An 18,155-nucleotide genomic window follows, 5' to 3' on the forward strand; every position below is an offset into this window, starting at 1 on the left:
CTCACCCGCTGACGTGACTGCCGACCGCCAACTGCCGACTGCCGCCCGGATGCGCCCCTGATGCGCATCCTCTACCACCATCGGACGCTGGGCGATGGCGCGGAGGGCATCCACATCGCCGAGATGGTGCGGGCGTTCCGCGCGCTCGGTCATGAGGTGCGCGTGCTCGGCCCTGCGGCCGCGGGGCCGGCGTCCTCCACGCGCGCCGCGCGCGTGAAGGCCTGGTTGCCGGGACTGGTCTTCGAAGCCGCCTCGGTCGCCCTCAACGGCCCCGAGTACCTGGCCATGCGTCGCGAGATCGCCGCGTGGCAGCCAGACCTCGTGTACAAGCGACACGCGCGATACGACGTTGGGCCCGTGCTCGCGGCGCGACGGGCCGGTGTGCCTGTGGTCCTCGAGGTCAACGCGGTCTACTCCGCGCGTCCGTACCGCGACTTCGAACCTCAGGCTCTTCACCCGATTGCCGAACGCCTCGAACGTACCGCGCTCCGAGCGGCGACGGTGGTGTATGCCGTCTCGTCGCCGATGGCGGCGCAGGTCGAGGCGCTCTCCGGCCGCCCCTGCCTGACCATCCCCAACGGCGCCGACGCCGATGCCTTCGCCCCCGCCCGTGTCCAGCCCGTCGTTGGCCCATGGACCGGGCCCGACACGCTGGTCGTCGGCTGGACGGGCGGCCTGCGCGAGTGGCACGGGCTGGACCTCCTGGTGGACGCCTTCACCCGGTTGCCCGAGCGCGCCCGTTTGCTGCTGGTCGGCGACGGCCCCCTGCGCGTGCAGGTGGAGTGCCAGGCGCGTGAGCGCGGCGTGGCCGATCGCGTGTTCGTGACTGGCCGGGTGGACCGCAACGCCTTGCCCGGCTACGTCGCCGCCATGGACATCGGCGTGGTCGCTGATGAACGCACCGCCGTCGCGTCGCCCATGAAGCTGCTGGAGTACATGGCCGCGGGCAAGGCTGTCGTCGCCCCCGACCTGCCCAACCTGCGCGACGTGGTCACGCCGGGCACCAACGGCATGCTCTTCGACGCCGGCAGCGCCGAGGCGCTGGCGGGAGCCCTCGCGCAATTGGCCGCCGCCCCGCTGCTGCGCGAACAGTTGGGCACCGCCGCCCGTGCCTACGTCATCGGCCGAGGAAACTGGCGGGCGATCGCGGAACAGGTCATCGCGATCTCGGCCCGATGAGCGTCACCGGCTTCGACCGCCTGTTGCGACATCAGCCGTTGCCTGCCCCTTCCTCCCGAGCAGCCGCTCCAGCACTTCCGGGTTCGCCTGGAGTTGCGTCCAGATGCGCTCGAACAGCAGTTTGTGCCCCGCCGCGTTGGGGTGGCGGTCGGCATCGCTGATCCGCACGCTCTCGACTTCGGCGAGATACGCGAAGGTGTCGAGCACGTCCACGTGCGGCAGGCCGAGTTCCTTGACGAGGCGGCGCGCCCGCCCGAACTGCTCGATGAGCACCTCGGGGTCGTCCGACGAGGGCACCAGCAGCAGCACGATCTCCGCGCCCTGGGCTCGCGCGTGCCCCGCCATTGTCTCGAGCGCCCGCTACCCGATGAACGAGGGCCGCCGCCATCCGCTGCCACGGCAAGCTCTGGTACACTCCCGTGTCGATCTCAATCCGGACGTTCGCGCGCAAAGGACGCCCTGTCGGGATCGATGAGGCGATGTGCCGCGTGATCGAATCCCGACCAGACGCAGGGCATTCCGTGCCTGTTCCCTCGACACTCTTGCCAAGCCCGTCCGATCGCCTTCGCTTCAGCTTGCGCGCTGACGACAGGCACTCGATGGGGCGACCGCGATGATCATCAGCCACAAGCACCGGTTCATCTTCGTCAAGACCACCAAGACGGCCGGCACCAGTGTCGAGTTGGCCCTTTCTCGAATCTGCGGCCCGGACGACGTCATCACCCCCGTCGCGCCCGCCGATGAGGCCGCACGCCGTGAGATGGGCGGACGCCCCGCCCAGAACTTCCTGGTCCCCTTCGGCGCCTACCGCGGAGCGGACTGGTGGCACCTGATCGCCGGGAACGGCCGCAGAGAGTATCGCAACCACACCACCGCAGAGACGATTCGCCGGTATGTCGGTCATGCCGTCTGGACGTCGTACTTCAAGTTCTCGATCGAGCGGGACCCGTTCGACAAGGCGATCAGCCGCTACTACTGGAGCACCCAACCGCCTCGGCCGCCCCTCTCGGAATTCCTGAGGACCACGCGGGAGTCGCACCTCTCGAACTGGCGCATCTACGCCATCGACGACCGGGTTGCCGTGGACTTCGTGGTCAGGTACGAGCGGCTCGCCGAAGACTTGTCGACGGTGGCGACGCGACTGGGCCTGCCCGAGATCGCCTTGCCACGGGCGAAGGCCGGCCATCGCGAGAGTCGTGCGCACTACAGCTCGTTGCTCGATGCCGACGCGCGCGCGCGCATCGAGCTCGTGTGCGCGCGGGAGATTGCCGAGTTCGGCTACCGCTGGTGCGACCGGACGCAGGAGCTCCCTCCTTCGTCGACCGACCAGTGAGGACGCCGGTGTTCCGACGGCGATTGCTGTCGACGCCGGGCGACCGTCCGCCAGCGGCGTGTCGTCACGGCCGCGAACGATCTCCCCGTGTCGAATCCGGCGAGCCAGCCCTGCTGCCCAGCATGTCGCAGTATGGTAGCCTTGACGACCAGCTCATGTGAGCTCGCCCTTGTTGTTGCTGATGTCGACCGGTCCGATGGATCCCTACGCCCGCCCCGAAGCGAACTTCACGGCCTTTCCGAAGTCCCACGGCAGGTGCTCCAGACTTTCGAGCAGTCGTCGGCCCGAGCCTAGAGATCGCCCTGACCAAGACAACTCTCCACGCCAAGTCCGTCGAGTTCCCTCGTTGCCCTCTGGTCGCGGCCGACGAGGCCGACTCACCCGTGGCCTCCCGACCCCATTCCGCTGCGACCTCGGCATGCTGAACGGGCCCCGGCGCCAGACCCGCCCCACGGCGGCAACCCAACCCGGCCACACCGGGGCCCGCACGTGAGCGCCAAGTCAGCCGGGCAGTCTGCAACGGGTCGCCCGGCGCCGCCGAGCTTCATCACCTTCCGCCCGCCAAAGCAGGGCGCAGCGGCCAGACGATGGTTGCGCCGCATGGCCCTCCGGCTTCTGGATTCCGGCCTGGTTCCTGGTGTCCAGCCGCTCCGGACGCACGTCGTGATGTGCGGATTTCCGCGGTCCGGCTCCACGCTGCTGCAACTGATTGTCGAGACGTGCTACCCATCAGCCAAGTCCTATCGGAGGGAGAGGTCGGCATTCAACGCCGAGCGCGAGCTGAAGCGGACCAGCCCGATCATGATCACCAAGAAGCCGTCGGATCTGTTCCAGGTCGACGACATCATGGAGTTCTACGACGGACTTCCCGCCAAGCCTAGGTTGGTGCTGACGACACGCGATCCTCGAGCCGTCCTGACGTCACGGTACAGCGGCCGTGCTGCTGCGAACGTGACCCGAGGTCCGGACGGGTACGTCATGTCGTCGGCCAACTGGCGCGAGTGGTACGCCCATTTCGAGTACGTCCGCCGCACGTACGCACCATTGGTCGTCGAGTACGCCGACCTGATCCGCTCGCCGGGTGCAGTCGAGCGAGCGTTCTCGACGTACATCGGACACGAGCCTGACGTGGCCTTCGAGGAGTTCCTCGGCAACATACCCGGCGACTTCGAAACCAAGGCCCTGAACGGCGTCCGCGCGTTCGATCTGTCGAGCCTGACGAAGTGGCAGAGCCCCCGACACGAGTCACGCATCCGGGCCCTGCTCGACGAGATGCCAGACCTGCCCCAGCTCCTCGTCTCGCTTGGCTACGAGCACGACGACGCGTGGACGGCGCCGTACCGCTGAGGCGTGCCGATCCCGAGACCCGCTGCCCTTCGGGTACCATTGGCACCAGCGACCGCAGGCCGCAGCAGCACGCGACCCGCGGGTCCCTCCGACTCTTGAGCCATGTCCGATGTCATTCCCGAACTCCAGGCGACACATACCCGCCGGAGTCCCGTATTCGTGATCGGGTATCCCCGGTCGGGCACGAGCATCATTTGCAGGCTCATGCGGCGATACCTCAAGGTGAGCTTCGGAACGGAAAGCCAGTTCATCATCCGGTACCACCGTGCCCTGGACCGCTACGGCGACCTCGGTGACGACGCCAACGTGCACCGGTTGATCAGCGACATCTCCCGCGAGCGGTTCTTCGTCCGGTCCGGCCGCAATTGGGGATTCGTGTTCGATCCGGTTCGCGCGGCCGGGGCGGTCCGCACGCGAACCTACGCTGGCGTGCTCGACGCGATCTTTGGCCAACTGGCCGCCCACAACGGCATGGACCGCTGGGGCGACAAGACTCCCCAGTACAACGACGACCTCGGGGTTCTGCGTCAGCTGTTCCCCGACGCGCAGTTCGTCCACATGGTGCGAGACGGTCGCGACGTGAGCTTGTCCATACGCCTCACGGGCTTCGGGCCCAAGAACGCCTGCGAATGTGCCGAGGATTGGGCCAACGCGCTGGCGTCGATCGATGCCTTCACGCGGCAGCTTCCGCCGGATCAGTTCCTGGAGGTGCGGTACGAGGACCTGACGAAGGACCCCTCTGCCACGCTCGAACGGCTTGGACGGTTTCTCGGCATCGACGACGCGGACGGACGCGTCGCCTCGTACATCCGGGCGCACGTGACGGCCGAGATCAAGTCGAACAACTCCGAGAAGTGGCGGCGGGCCCTGCCAGCCGGTGAGATCGCCAGGTTCGAGGGCGTGGCGGGCTCATGGCTGGCCCGCTATGGGTACGCGTTGGTGCACGAGGGAGCTGCCCCGGTGCCCGGCGTCGCAGCCCGTGCATACTGGCGCGCGCGCGGTCGCCTCACGCGCCTCACCAATCGAGGCTACTGGCAGGACAACCTCTACAAGCTGCGGTTGCTGATTCAACGCGCGCCAAGGTGAAGCGCGGGAGCACCCGCTCGAGCCGACCAACGAGAGAGTGAAGCCGCAGCAGCAGAGGACGGAGTCACCGACCCGGCTGCGCGGCGATCGCCACGCCGTCGTCGCACGACCATCACGCCGGTGTCGCGCCCGGGGCCTACGCTGGGGACAGCAGTGAGGAACCCGATGTTGCACCATCTGCGCACTACGCACCGTCACGCCGCTCCCGTGTTCGTGATCGGCTACGCGCGCTCCGGCACCCGCCTCGTGTGTCGACTCATGCGCCAATATCTCCTGGCGAACTCCGGAGCCGAGCGCTCGTTCTCGCGACCCGAGCCCAATCAGGGCGTGAGGCACGACCCGGAGGTGGCCGTCGCGTCCCTTCGCGGACGACACCCTCGTGAAGTCCACGAAGTCCTGGGTGGCCAACTGGCGTCACACCACAACCTGGCGCTGTGGGATGACCAGATACCGCCGGGCATCCAGGACCTCGCCCGCCTGGCGGCATCGTTCCCGGATGCGCAGTTCGTCCACGCCGTGCGCGACGGCCGCGATGTGGCGTTGTCGATCCCCCAGACCACCTTCGGCCCGCAGAACGTCTGCGAGTGTGCGCAGGACTGGGGCCGCACCCAGCAGACCATCCGCGCCTTCGCCGCGAGGCTGGCGCCCGGGCAGTTCCACGAGGTGCGGTACGAGGACCTGACCACGCGCCCCCTGGAGACGTTGCGTGACCTCGGCGCGTTCCTCGGCGTCGACGTCGACGAGACAATCGTCGCCGCGATGCGCGCGGGCCTGCCGGCCGACGTCCGGCCGGGCAATGGCCGCAAGTTCCAGTACGTCATGCACCCACGCGAACTCGAGCGGTTCGAAGGCGTGGCCGCCCACTCCCTCACCGCGGCTGGTTACCCGCTCGCCCTGCAGGGATACGCGCGCAGGATCGGCGCCATCGAGCGCTGGTCGTGGAGGTTGCATGGGCGCACCGTGCGCCTGACCCGTCGTGATGCCCTCAGGGACACGGCGTATCGGCTCCGCCTGAGGGCGACAGCCATCGCTCGCCTCCTCCTGGCCGCGCCGTTCGGCGCCAAGCGGCTCCCGAGGGTCTCCTCTGCCGCACAGACCCAGCCGACCGGAGGCCAGTAGTCAGCAAATGTGCGAACGGCGCGGCGTCCTGCCGCGCCGTCTCAACCCAGTGACAACAACGGCGCGGTCGATGACCGCGCCGTTGCCGTTGTTCAGCCGTGCAGACGCCCGCGCGCCGCCAGCTCGGCGACGATCGCCTCGGCGGCCGCCTCCGCGCTGAGCCCGGCGCCGTCGATGACGATCTCGGCGTCCTCGGGGGCCTCGTACGGCGAGTCGATGCCGGTGAAGTGCGCGATCTGCCCCGCCCGCGCCTTCTTGTACAACCCCTTCGGATCACGCTGCTCGGCCACCTCGATCGGTGTGTTGACGTACACCTCGAGGAACTCGCCATCGGCCATCCGGTCGCGCGCCAACTGCCGTTCCGAGCGGAAGGGCGAGATGAACGAGACGAGCACGATGAGGCCCGCATCGGTCATCAGGCGCGACACCTCGGCGACGCGCCGGATGTTCTCGACGCGGTCGGTGTCGGTGAAGCCGAGATCGCGATTCAGCCCGTGGCGCACGTTGTCGCCGTCGAGCATGATCGTGTGCTTGCCGATGGCGTGCAGCCGCTTCTCCACCAGGTTGGCAATCGTCGACTTGCCGGCGCCCGAGAGGCCGGTGAACCACACGACGCAGGCCTTCTGCCCCTTCAGCGCTGCACGCGAATCGCGCGTGATCTCGAGTGCCTGCCAGTGCACGTTCTCCGCGCGGCGCAGCGCGAAGTGCATCAGGCCGGCGCCCACGGTGTCGTTGTTCAGCTTGTCGATGAACACGAACCCGCCCGTGTCGCGATTGTCCGCGTACGGGTCGAAGGCAATCGGCCGGTCGGTGCTCAGGTTGCACACCGCGATCTCGTTGAGCTCGAGCTGCTTGCCCGGCTCGTGGATCAGCGTGTTGACGTTGACCTTGTGCTTCAGCTCCGTGATGGTGCCGGTCACGGTGCTCGACCCGATCTTCATCAGGTAGGGACGCCCGGGGAGCATCGGCTCCTCGTGCATCCAGATCAGCGTCACCTGGAACTGGTCGGCCACCGCGGGCGGCGCATCGGCCGCCGCGAGCACGTCCCCGCGGCTGACGTCGATCTCGTCGGCGAGCGTGATCGTGATGGACTGCCCCGCGACCGCTTCCGGAAGATCGCCGTCGTGCGTGACGATGCGCGTGACGGTGCTCTGGCGCCCGGACGGCAGCGCGCGCAGGACGTCGCCCGGCTTCACGACGCCGGAGGCAATCTGGCCCGTGAAGCCGCGGAAGTCCTGGTTGGGACGGTTCACCCACTGGACCGGCAGGCGGAACGCCGCCTTCTGCAGATCCTCCTCGACCTCCACGGTCTCGAGGTGCGGCATCAGGGCGGGGCCGGTGTACCACGGCATGTTCGGCGACAGTTCCGTGATGTTGTCGCCCTCGAGCGCCGACAGCGGGATCGGCACGATCTGCCGGAACCCGAGCTGCTTCGAGAACTCGAGGTACTCGGCGACGATGGCCTCGAACACGCCCTGGTCGTAGCCCACGGCGTCCATCTTGTTGACGGCCAGCACCACTTCGCGGATGCCGAGCAGCGACGTGATGTAGCTGTGACGGCGCGTCTGCGTGAGCACGCCCTTGCGCGCGTCGATCAGGATCACCGCCAGCGACGCCGTCGAGGCGCCGGTGACCATGTTGCGCGTGTACTGCTCGTGCCCCGGCGTGTCGGCGACGATGAACTTGCGCCGGTCGGTCGAGAAGAACCGGTACGCGACGTCGATCGTGATGCCCTGCTCGCGCTCGGCGGCCAGGCCATCGACCAGCAGCGCCAGGTCGATGCGATCGCCCTGGGTGCCGACCTTCTTGGAGTCGCGCTCGACGGCGGCGAGCTGGTCCTCGAAGATCATCTGCGAGTCGTACAGGAGGCGGCCAATGAGGGTGCTCTTGCCGTCGTCGACGCTGCCGCAGGTGATGAAGCGCAGCAGGCTCTTGTGCTGGTGGGCCAGCAGGTAGGCGTCGATGTCCTGCGCGATGAGATCGGATTTGTGGGCCATCAGAAGTAGCCCTCCTGCTTCTTCTTCTCCATGGAGGCGGCCGAGTCGTGGTCGATGACGCGCCCCTGGCGCTCCGAGGTGGTGGTGAGGAGCATCTCCTGGATGATCTCGGGGAGCGTCGCCGCCTCGCTCTCGATGCCGCCGGTGAGCGGGTAGCAGCCGAGGGTGCGGAAGCGCACCTTCTTCATCATCGGGACCTCACCCGGGTGGAGCGGCATGCGGTCGTCGTCGACCATGATGAGCGTGCCGTCGCGATCGACCACGGGGCGTTCCTTCGAGAAGTACAGGTCCGGGAGCGGGATGTTCTCCAGGTGGATGTACTGCCAGATGTCGAGTTCCGTCCAGTTCGACATCGGGAACACACGCACGCTTTCGCCCTTCTGCTTGCGGGCGTTGTAGAGGCGCCACAGTTCGGGGCGCTGGCGCTTGGGATCCCAGCGGTGTTGCGCCGACCGGAACGAGAACACGCGCTCCTTGGCCCGCGACTTCTCCTCGTCGCGGCGAGCGCCACCGAGGGCCACGTCGAACTTGTACATGTCGAGCGCCTGGCGCAGGGCCTGCGTCTTCATGACGTCGGTGTGGACCTGTGAGCCCGACGCGAAGGGATTGATTCCCTTGGCGAGCCCCTCCTGGTTGGTGTGTACGAGGAGCTTGCAGCCGAGGTTGGCGGTGTGCTCGTCGCGGAAGCGAATCATCTCCCTGAACTTCCACTTGGTGTCGACGTGGAGGAGTGGGAACGGCGGCGGGGCCGGGTAGAAGGCCTTCATCGCCACGTGGAGCATGGCGGCGCTGTCCTTGCCAACCGAGTAGAGCATCACCGGGTTCTCGGCCTCGGCGACGACCTCCCGCATGATGTGGATGCTTTCGGCTTCGAGCCGCTGCAGGTGCGTGAGCGTGGACATGAGAGGTATGCGTCCGCCTTCGTAGTGGTTACCTGCCGTGATCGGCCCGGACGCCCAGCCGATCCAGGATCGCCTGGCGGGTGCTCGCCCAGGCCTCGAGTTTGCGTGCGCGCAACCGCTGCGCGCCGTCGCGAAACGCCGCCAGATTGCCCTGCACCTCACCGATCGCCGCGGCGATGGCCTCCGGGGTGTTGTCGACGTGACGTGCGCCCTCGGCGAAGAACTCCCGCAGGATCGGCCAGTCGGAGACGATCACCGGCGTGCCCTGATAGACCGCCTCGTACGCCCCTCGCAACATCGTATGGTCTCGCGTGGTCAGGGTCATGACGACATCGGCGCCCGCGAGCAGCCCCCCGAAGGCCTCCGTCGAGACGAACCCGGTCAGCGAGACGTTGGGCGGCATCGCCGCCTTCAGCTCCGCCGACAGGTGCTTCGGGTTGCCGGTCATGAAGAACCGCACATCAGGCACCAGGGCCGCCGCCTGCAACATCGCGGCAATCGGCTCGTCGTAGTTGAACGAGCAGACAGCCACGACCGTGAACGCTTCTGGCCGCGCGAATGGCTCGACGGCCGGATAGATCACGGGCACGTCCGGCACCAGCGTCGCGTGCGCGCCGGCAGCCCGGACCAGGTCCGCCATGTGCGCGTTGTGCACCAGCGTCGTCGCCGACCGGCGGCAGAGCCAGCGTTGCAACCGCTGGAAGTGTCGCCAGCGCGGGTGCAGGAACGCGGCCGAATGGGCATCGAGCACCACCCGGGCGCCGCGCCGCCACGCGTACAGGAAGGCCGGGAGCGAGGCGAACAGCGGCGGCGTCATCACGAATACCGCCTCGGGCCGCTCCCGACGCAGCACCGAGGCGGTCTCGCGCCATTGCCCCAGGTACTTCAGCACGATCGTCGACGCGCGACTCCCGTACTCCGGTCGGTACACCATGAACGACCGACCGCCGAGTTCACGGGCCGTGTGGTCGCTCCGACTGCAGGACTCGGCCCACGAGATGTAGGTGACACGGGGCAACAGGCCCGCGTCTGGGCGTTGTGTACCGTTTGCGTCAGTCATGCCGACGGTGCCACGGGTGGGGTGCTCGCTCTCAAGTGAACGCCCCTACTTGGCCAGGCGTGTCGCGTACTTGCGGATCTTCTGCGGTACGCGCTGTACCGTGTCCCTGACGCGCGCGGCGAACCACTCGCCGGAACTGGGCGCCGGACTCGCCGCCGTGTCGAGCCGATACCCGTAGCGGACGAGTTCCTCACGCAGCACCGATTCCACGGCTTCCAGTCGGCGTGGGGCCAGAACCGCCCACTTCCGCTTGTTGTTGCGACGGATGATCCCGGTCTCGATGGACGGCGGCGGTTCCCCTGGCTGGCCCAGGCCGAAGTGCCCCCAGAACCGCGACACGAAGGCTTCCGGTGCGTCCAGGAGTTCCTCGAACGTCACGTGAAGGCGCCGGTCCGCCGGCATCCGCTGGAACTCCGCATCGTAGTGACGGAAGCGCTCCTTGACGTACGCCGCTGCCACAAGCGGGTCTTTCGGCCCGAAGTCCTTGTTGGTGATCGAGAGCAGGTTGTCACGGAAGTCGCGCGTCAGCAGGATGATGCGCCGGTTGGGCAGCACCGCGTCGATGTCGGCGATGGTCTCCCACAAGTCGTCCGACTTGATGGCGAGGTACCGCGACTGGCGCGAGTAGCCACTATAGGCGTACACGAACCGCGCCAGATCCTCGCCTGTCTTGATCACCGAGGGGTCGAACGCGCGCTCGACGCCGTCGAACGACCCGTTCGTCTTCACGCGCCGCAACGCCTTGCGCTCGATGGCCGACGGCAGCATCCGCGAAAGCAGCCCGTCGTAGGCACGCGCGATGGCGTGGGGTGTGGGAGTGTTCCCGAGCGCGAGCGCCACGTTGAACACCACGGACTGGTCCTGCACCACCGAGAAATTGAACGCCGTGTCCAACAACCGGCGCAACAGGTTGGTGCCAGAACCCTGCACACCGAGGATCACGTAGATCGGTTCGAGGCGCGCCTGCGCGAAGTAGGCCGCAAAGCCTGACGGATCCACGCCGTGCGGGGCCGCAGTGCCGGGTTCTGCCCTCATGCCCGTGACGCCTGCACCAGGCTGGCGTCTCGCGAGGCCCACGGGCGGACGGCACCGACCAGTTCCGGTATCCCCACCAGATCGATCACGATGCGGTTCCCGCCGGTTACGCGCAGCAACGTCGCCACGTCGGTCACACGCTTGCACACCACCACCACTTCGGCGTCTGCCGTGGCGTCGTCGACACTTCCGGCCGCAAGTTGCGCCACATGTGGCAGGTGCTCCTCGACGTAGACGCGGTTGCGGCCGAACACCGAGTCGAGTTCGACGTCAGGATCGAAGATGCGCAACGGGACGCCCTTGCCGATGAGCGCCTCTGCCAGCCGGACGAACGGGCTCTCACGCAGGTCGTCACTGCCGCTCTTGAAGCTGAGGCCCAGCAGCGCGACCTTCCGCTTGCGCCTCTCCAGCACGACGTCGACCACCCGCTTGATGTGCGCGTCGTTGCTCGGGATCACGCTGTCGAGGAGGGGCGTGTGCAGGTCGCGATCCTTGGCGACGTACACCAGGGCCCGCAAGTCCTTCGGCAGGCACGACCCCCCGAACCCGAATCCCGGCCGGAGGTACTTCGACGAGATGTTCAGGTCGCGGTCCTCGCAGAAGATGCGCATCACTTCGTGACCGTCGGCACCGAGTTGCGAGCAGACCGCCCCGATTTCGTTGGCGAAGGCCACCTTGATGGCGTGGTAGTTGTTGCTCGCGTACTTGACCATCGAGGCCTCGTCAGGGCGCACCCGATGGACAGGGGCGCCCAGGTGCCCATAGACCTGGGTCAGCACGTCGCCGGCCCGCGGATGCGTCTCGCCGACGATCGTGAACGGCGGCTGCTCGAAGTCGGCGAGCGCGCTGCCTTCGCGCAGGAACTCCGGGTTGACGCACACCCCGATGTCCTCGGGGACGCGACGACCGCTCGCCTGCCTCAGGATGGGCACGAGATGGCCTTCGACGACCCCCGGCAGCACGGTGCTGCGCACGGCCACCACATGGTAGGCATCCTGTCCGGCCAGCGCCTCCCCGATCTGGGCCATCACCCGCTCGAGATACGTCGTGTCCAGGCTGCCGTTGGCGCGACTCGGCGTCGCCACACACACGAGCGACAGGTCGGAGGCACGCACGGCGGCCGTTGCATCGTCGGTGACCGACACGCGGCCCTCGCCGATCATGCGTCCCAGCAGCGCGTCGAGCCCCGGTTCACTGACCGGCGCTCGGCCACTGCGCAGCAAGGACAGCTTGTTCGGATCGAGATCCACTCCGACAACGCGGTGGCCTGCCGCCGCCAAGCAGGCGGCCGACACCGATCCGACGTAGCCGAGGCCGAAAATGGCAATGTTCATGCACACTCCGAGATTGGTTGCCGGCGCACTCGCGGGGCAGACCGTCCAGACCGGTTCGTCCCGCCGCGCGGCAGAGCCCGAGGTCGCCGCCGGCACCTCGATTGTGACACGAGATCGCGGGTCGACGGCAGCAGCGCGACTGGTCCGACTCCCTCTCTCCGTCGGTCATCGACACCGCGGCCCCGGGCTTTAGCGCGGCGCCACGATGGGGCTGCTACACTGTCGCGGACCGATGGCCCCAGCCGCGCTCCCTACACTCGTCATGGTTGACGCTGAACCCTCTGGAGCCCTGCGATGAATGCGACAGCGACGTTGTGGTCAGCGCTTGCCCTGGCGCTCACGGCGCTCTCGATATCGCGCCCCTCCTGGGCCGTGGCACTCTACTTCCTGACATTCTTTGCGGCCCCCGAGTTCTGGTGGTGGGGGCGAGACCTTCCCGACCTCCGCTATGCCTTGATTGCAGGGGGCGTCCTCTTCGTCTCGTCCAGCCTGCATTCGGGGGCCTCTGAGAACAGGCGAATCGCACCGGCCCACTGGGCAGCGGTGGCCATGGCGGTGAACGCGACGTTTGTGCACTTCTTTCTCGCCGTCCAGCCCAACTCGAGCCTGCGCGTGTACGCCGAGCTTCTGAAATTCCTGCTGCTCTTCGTGCTGATGACGATGGCGATTCGCGACCGCCGGGACTTCCGCATGGTGATCACCGCCATGGCGCTCGGCACGGCGTACATCGGATTCGAGATCATGGTGAATCAGCGTGGCGCGTTCAAGGCCGGACGGCTGGAGGGGGTGGGTGCTCCCGGGGCGAACACAGCCAACAGCCTGGCGAACCTGATGCTCGTCGTGCTGCCCTTGGTTGGCGGGTTGCTGGTCGCTTCGCCAGCGTGGCAGAAGCTGGTGGCCGTGGTGAGTGCGCCCTTGACTCTCAACGTCATCCTGCTGTGCAACTCGCGAGGCGCCTTCCTGGGCCTGTTCGCAGCGGCGGGCGCGTTCCCTTTGCTGGCTCGGGGCCGAACCCGCAAGCGCGCTCTGCAGACCCTCGGCCTCGGCGTGGTCGTGCTGTATCTGATGCTGGGTGACCCCAGAATTCTCGAACGCTTCACGAGCACGTTCGCCGGCTCGGAAGAACGCGACCAGTCGGCAGCCAGCCGGCTGCAGTTCTGGCAGGCCGGCTTCGCCATGCTGCAGGACTACCCTCTGGGCGCCGGGGGCGGCGCCTTCAAGTTCGCCGTCGGCGGCCGATACCTGCGGGAACTGGCCGGCATCGACGAGGAGCGTTCGCTTCACAACGGATACCTTGCGGAGGCCACCAGCTGGGGCATTCAGGGACTGGCACTCCAGCTGACCCTGCTCGGGTCGGCCCTGTTCGGCGCATACCGGGCCGCGGCGTGGGGGCGCGCCGCCGGAGACCCGGATGCGGCCCTCGTCGGTATCTGTGTCGTCGTCGCCGGGGTGTCACTCCTCGTGCACTCGATGTTCGGGACATTCCTTGGCAACGAGTGGTGCTACTGGGTGGCCGCGCTCCTGGTGCGGTATGCCGACCTGTACGGTGGCCCAATCTCGAACGGGGCAGGGGCCGCCCCACTTCCCCATCCGCAGGCCGCCGGTTCTTGAGCCTCCGGCGCGGCTGACCATCAGGGGGGCTGCCGCTGCATCGCGGGCGGAGACTGCCCAGCAGGGCCGAGAGCGCCAGGCGCCCGCCGGATGCAACTACAGTCAGCGGTGAGCACAATCGTCATCGCGAGCGTCGAAGACTCGACACGGCGCATGCGTATTGCCGCGGACTTGAGGCAATCCCATACGGCACCTTGTTTGCATCTTCCCAAGGGAGCCTGGCCCTCGTGTCAGGCCCAAGCAGGATGACATGGCAACGCACGTCTTGCGCGCGGCTGGGCCGCTGATCGCGGCGCTCGGACTCCTGGTGATGAGCCCCGTCTCGGGCCAGACCCGCCAGGGGCCTCACAGCTACTACGAGAATCTGATCAAGCGCCCTGAGCACTTGGTTTCCTATAGTCTGCGGGACCCCAAGGAGCTCACTCCTGGCAGCGGCTGGGTCAAGGGCAGGAGCGCGTCCCCTGACGTCGCCTATGCTCCACAGCAGGACGCGCATCCCCGCTCCCAGGACGCGGCCCGGCTCGTGATTCCCTCGACGCGCAACAGTCTGAGCCCGCAGGTGCGGCTTCCCCTGCCGCGGAGCACCAGTGGCTTCTTGCTCACCTGGGACGCGTGGTGGGACGAGGACTTCGCCTTCGACCGCTCTGGCATCGCCGCGTACAAGGCGTTCCAATTGGAGTCGGGCGGACGAATCTGGACCGAGGTGCGGTCGCTGTTCCGCCGCGCCGCGGGTCGTCCTGGCGAGGTGGCCCTCGTTGATGTTCGCGCCTATGGCCCCTCGGAGCGGCGGGGGGGACGCCTCGGTGAACTCCGCTTCGGCAAAGATACGCTTGGTGGCATGAAGACCCTGTTCGGCATCGCGCCGAACACATGGACGCGGTACTGGGTACTGTTGCGTCCCCGCCCATCAGGAGACGGCTGGTGGGAGTTCTCCCTCTGGCTGGCCGATGAACGACGCCGTGCGGTGTGCCTCTACGAGCGCGAAGCGATCCGTCCACGCGACGATGGGTGGCAGCGATTCTGGCTGGAGTACAACACGTCGAAGGCGGCCACCAAACCGGGGCGGGGGGCCCTGATCAGCTATGTCCGGAATGTCGTGGTCCTCAAGCCCCTGGATGACATGACGCCAGTCCTGGAGCGCCCCTTGCCCGGCCCGGCGACGCCCCGTATCCCCCTCGTCCCTCCCAAGTAGGTCGATCTTCCTCTGACCCACACCCACCATGTTCACCACCGATACGTGCCGCTGCCGAACACTGCCCTCGACCTTGCGCGACAAGTCATCCCCACGGGTGGCCCCCCGGCTGCTGGCAGTCATCGCGGCGGTGGGACTGGCGACCGTGAGCGTCCCCGCGCGGCAGGTTCAGCCGCCGCACGCTTACTTCGAGGCCCTTGTCGCGCGGGCCGATCACTGGAAGTCGTACAGTCTCCGCGAGGCTGCGCACTTGAAGATCCAGCGGGAGGGCGGCTACGTCGAAGGCAGCACGAACGTCTCGGTGTCGTACGCACCCAACACCGACCCTGACCCGAGGGCGCAGGACGCGGCGAAGGTCGTGGTGCCGGCGTTTACCCCTGGCACGGGCGACCCTCTCGTTCAAGCGATTACGCCCTCCAGTCTGGAGCTCAACCTGAGCGACAAGGCAGGCGACGTCACCAGGGTCAGCACTTCCTACAACGTGCGTGGTCGCCAACTCAAGATCAACAACGAAATCGTCATCACGGCAACCGCAACGGCGCCGCTCGACCGAGCCACGGGCACGCTGCGCCTGAGCGCCAGAGGTGCGTACGGCACGCAGGCCATGCCCCACCCCGCCGGATCGCAAGTCATCGTAGGGGGCAACAGTCTCGACAACCAGGTCAGGGTGCCTGCCGGAACGTTCGATGGCGCGACGTGGCTGTTCACCTGGGACGCCTACTTCACCGACAGTTTCCTGACCACCGGCATCAAGAACTACAAGGCCTTCCAGCTCGAGTCCGGAAACGCCATCTGGCTGGAGCCCCAGGTCACGTTCACAGGCCAACCTGTCGGCCCCCCTCGATTCAACCCCGCCATCCACATCGGCGTCACCGGTCGAATGCGCTCCTACAACGCCGTCGGCGGGCCTGCGCTCTGGTCGATGTCCAATGGCAATCAGCTGGGACCAGGCGTGACCGACAACGAATTGCTCATGCCGAACGCGTCGGACTTCTTCCTGCTTCATCCGAACCGTTGGACGCGCTGGTGGGTTCGCATCGAACAGCGCGCCAACGACTACGACCTCATGGATGCGTGGATGGCCGACGAGGTCGAGGCGCCGGTGCAGATCTACCGCAAGCTCCCGGTCAGTGTGCGGAATGGGCGCATCGACAGGCTCTGGGTGGAGTTCAACACCTCGACCGCCATCATTCCTCCCGAACGCGCGACGGACTTTCGGGACCTCGTGGCCTACGTGAGGAACATCGTGATCCTGAAGGACCCGCCGGAAGACCTTGGCAGCGTCCTGCTGCGCCCCGGATCGGCCCAACAACTACCCCGCCCGTTTCCCCCTCGGAACCTGCGCCTCGGGCCACCGCAGTCGCCCTGAGCACCGGGAGTTACGCGTGGCCCCCGAGGCGGTGGACCACCCGCGCGAGGCGGGCCGGCAGGACGTCGGCAGCCGTCTCGTGCACGATCTCGCGCCACAGGGGATGGGGCAGAAGCAGCACGACGCCCGCGTAGCTGATCAGCCCGAACACGCCCTGCACGCCGAGCCGGTGCCAGGACGCGACCGTCGGCCACTGCGCGTCGAGCGCGGCGCCGGTCGCCCACAACACCACGCAGGCCACCGCACCACAGATGAGGCCCGGACCGAGGGGCGCCACCAACTGCCCCCACGTCAGATCGGTGGAGCGCCGGACCAGGTCCTGCATGGCGACCGTCAACAGCAGCATCGCAAACGTCACGCCAATCGCCGCGCCGAGGATACCCATGAGGTAGGTGCCAAGAGCGGCGCCAACCAGCACCAGGACGCTGCCAATGGCTTGACGCCTGGCCTGATGCCACACGGCGCCAGCAGCTTCATTGGCTTGTGACCCGTAGTTGTTGACGATCTTGAACATGCCGCCGAGACAAAGAACCTGGAACGGCATCACCGATGTGGCCCACTGAGAACCATACAAGACATCGAAGAGCGGACGGGCCACCACGATGCATGACATCAGGAGCGGAAAGGCGATCATGGTCACACTCAGAATGAGTCGAGTGTAGGCGCGCCTGAACCTGTCGCGGTCCTCGTGAATGACGGCGAAGATGCGGAACGGAGCCTGGCCCAGCGTGAGTCGGTTCACGACGCGGTTCATGGTGCTGAACGCCTTGTCGTAGAACCCGAGCGCCGTCAGGTCCGCATAGCGCCCGACGATGACGTTGTCGAGGTTCTGGGTCGCGTACTCGAACACGCGCTTGGTCTGGATCCCGAGGCCATACGACAGGACCTCTCGCATCGCGGACCGGGAGAACGCTATTGAGGGTACCCATCCAGCCAGGTACATCTGCAGGCAGACTCGAAGCGCCGTCGCCGCCAGATTGCCCGCGGGAATGCTCCAGTACCCCCAACCCCGGAACGCCAGCGTGATGGTCACCAGGGCGCCCACCAGCGTATCGGTCCAGTCGGAGAGGGTTTGGTACTGGAAGTGCATGCCGCGCACGAGAAGAGCACTCGCAACGCTACCGAACGGACTGGCCAAGAAGGCGAGGGCGGAGACACGAACCAACTGGCCAGCAGATTCGCTCCCAAAGGCCGCACCAATCCACGGCGCCGCCGCGAACAACACGACATAGTTCGTGACCGCGAGCACGGCACTCACGACGAAGACAGACGACGTGTGCTCGGGGCGAAGATCCTTGAGCCTCACCAATGCCGCGTTGAAGCCGAACTGACTGAGCCGTGACGCCAGCTGGATGAAGAAGGTCGAGGCGACCGTCACACCGAAGTCATTCGGAGTCAGCAGGCGCGCCATGATCATCGACATGGGGATGGCGATCAGCTCGTGCCCACCCTGACGAATCGCCGACCACTTGGCGCCACGCCTCGCCGTCTTGGCGTAGGATGCCCCCTTCTTGCTCCCGGGAACCGTCACAAAGGCGCCTTCCGCTGTCGGTGGCTCTCGAATGGCGCGGTCGGTTCAGCGATACTGTCC

General features: G+C 67.1%; 15 protein-coding genes. 8 read left to right on the plus strand and 7 right to left on the minus strand.

All coding sequences use genetic code 11. The annotated features are described in order from the left end of the window. The first annotated feature begins 60 nt into the window (after positions 1-60). Positions 61-1,179: a glycosyltransferase family 4 protein gene (locus ACIRDX_RS12700; RefSeq protein ID WP_396625800.1), complete on the plus strand. Its 1,119-nt coding sequence runs from the start codon at positions 61-63 to the stop codon at positions 1,177-1,179. Between the two features lie 3 nt (positions 1,180-1,182). Here the strand turns inward: ACIRDX_RS12700 and ACIRDX_RS12705 are convergent, their stop codons facing one another. After that, the gene (locus tag ACIRDX_RS12705; protein WP_396625801.1) at positions 1,183-1,524 is read right to left on the minus strand and encodes a hypothetical protein; all 342 of its coding nucleotides are present in this window, start codon (positions 1,522-1,524) and stop codon (positions 1,183-1,185) included. Positions 1,525-1,792: 268 nt separating this feature from the next. Here ACIRDX_RS12705 and ACIRDX_RS12710 point away from each other — a divergent pair, with 268 nt between their 5' ends. From ACIRDX_RS12710 to ACIRDX_RS12725, 4 genes are all read left to right on the plus strand, one after another. Beyond that, positions 1,793-2,512, plus strand: coding sequence for a sulfotransferase family 2 domain-containing protein (locus ACIRDX_RS12710; RefSeq protein ID WP_396625802.1), 720 nt, complete (start codon positions 1,793-1,795; stop codon positions 2,510-2,512). A 600-nt stretch (positions 2,513-3,112) separates the two neighbouring features. Beyond that, complete coding sequence (locus tag ACIRDX_RS12715; RefSeq protein ID WP_396625803.1) at positions 3,113-3,859, plus strand: sulfotransferase domain-containing protein; 747 nt, start codon at positions 3,113-3,115, stop codon at positions 3,857-3,859. Positions 3,860-3,961: 102 nt separating this feature from the next. Then, positions 3,962-4,945 (plus strand): sulfotransferase family protein, encoded by a 984-nt coding sequence (locus ACIRDX_RS12720; protein ID WP_396625804.1) that lies wholly within the window; start codon positions 3,962-3,964, stop codon positions 4,943-4,945. Positions 4,946-5,110: 165 nt separating this feature from the next. Then, positions 5,111-6,064, plus strand: coding sequence for a sulfotransferase family protein (locus ACIRDX_RS12725; RefSeq protein WP_396625805.1), 954 nt, complete (start codon positions 5,111-5,113; stop codon positions 6,062-6,064). Between the two features lie 92 nt (positions 6,065-6,156). On the opposite strand, the gene cysN is transcribed toward ACIRDX_RS12725, so the two are convergent. The 5 genes from cysN to ACIRDX_RS12750 form a co-directional block, all read right to left on the minus strand. After that, complete coding sequence (cysN, locus tag ACIRDX_RS12730; RefSeq protein ID WP_396625806.1) at positions 6,157-8,061, minus strand: sulfate adenylyltransferase subunit CysN; 1,905 nt, start codon at positions 8,059-8,061, stop codon at positions 6,157-6,159. After that, on the minus strand, positions 8,061-8,963 hold the full coding sequence (cysD, locus tag ACIRDX_RS12735; protein WP_396625807.1) for a sulfate adenylyltransferase subunit CysD: 903 nt from the start codon (positions 8,961-8,963) through the stop codon (positions 8,061-8,063). The genes cysN and cysD overlap by 1 nt, the downstream gene beginning before the upstream one ends. A 28-nt stretch (positions 8,964-8,991) precedes the next feature. Continuing rightward, positions 8,992-9,981 carry a glycosyltransferase gene (locus tag ACIRDX_RS12740; RefSeq protein ID WP_396625808.1) on the minus strand — a complete coding sequence of 330 codons (990 nt, stop codon included), beginning with the start codon at positions 9,979-9,981 and terminating at the stop codon, positions 8,992-8,994. 87 nt (positions 9,982-10,068) lie between these two features. After that, on the minus strand, positions 10,069-11,058 hold the full coding sequence (locus tag ACIRDX_RS12745; RefSeq protein ID WP_396625809.1) for a sulfotransferase: 990 nt from the start codon (positions 11,056-11,058) through the stop codon (positions 10,069-10,071). Next, a complete protein-coding gene (locus ACIRDX_RS12750) occupies positions 11,055-12,392 on the minus strand; it encodes a nucleotide sugar dehydrogenase (RefSeq protein WP_396625810.1) in 1,338 nt (445 codons plus the stop codon). Before ACIRDX_RS12750 ends, ACIRDX_RS12745 begins: the two co-directional genes overlap by 4 nt. 294 nt (positions 12,393-12,686) lie before the next feature. On the opposite strand from ACIRDX_RS12750, the gene ACIRDX_RS12755 reads away from it, so the two are divergent. The 3 genes from ACIRDX_RS12755 (at position 12,687) to ACIRDX_RS12765 (ending at position 16,564) form a co-directional block, all read left to right on the plus strand. Continuing rightward, a complete protein-coding gene (locus ACIRDX_RS12755) occupies positions 12,687-14,003 on the plus strand; it encodes an O-antigen ligase family protein (protein ID WP_396625811.1) in 1,317 nt (438 codons plus the stop codon). A 250-nt stretch (positions 14,004-14,253) separates the two neighbouring features. Then, positions 14,254-15,195 carry a hypothetical protein gene (locus ACIRDX_RS12760; RefSeq protein WP_396625812.1) on the plus strand — a complete coding sequence of 314 codons (942 nt, stop codon included), beginning with the start codon at positions 14,254-14,256 and terminating at the stop codon, positions 15,193-15,195. 28 nt (positions 15,196-15,223) lie between these two features. Beyond that, entirely contained in the window at positions 15,224-16,564 is a 1,341-nt protein-coding gene (locus ACIRDX_RS12765) for a hypothetical protein (protein WP_396625813.1), read from the plus strand. A gap of 10 nt (positions 16,565-16,574) precedes the next feature. Here the strand turns inward: ACIRDX_RS12765 and ACIRDX_RS12770 are convergent, their stop codons facing one another. Further along, positions 16,575-18,095, minus strand: a complete 1,521-nt coding sequence (locus ACIRDX_RS12770; protein WP_396625814.1) for a lipopolysaccharide biosynthesis protein — start codon at positions 18,093-18,095, stop codon at positions 16,575-16,577. Positions 18,096-18,155 lie beyond the last annotated feature (60 nt).

Origin of the sequence: Luteitalea sp. (assembly GCF_044337415.1) — a bacterium.
In the GTDB taxonomy this organism is placed as follows: domain Bacteria; phylum Acidobacteriota; class Vicinamibacteria; order Vicinamibacterales; family Vicinamibacteraceae; genus Luteitalea.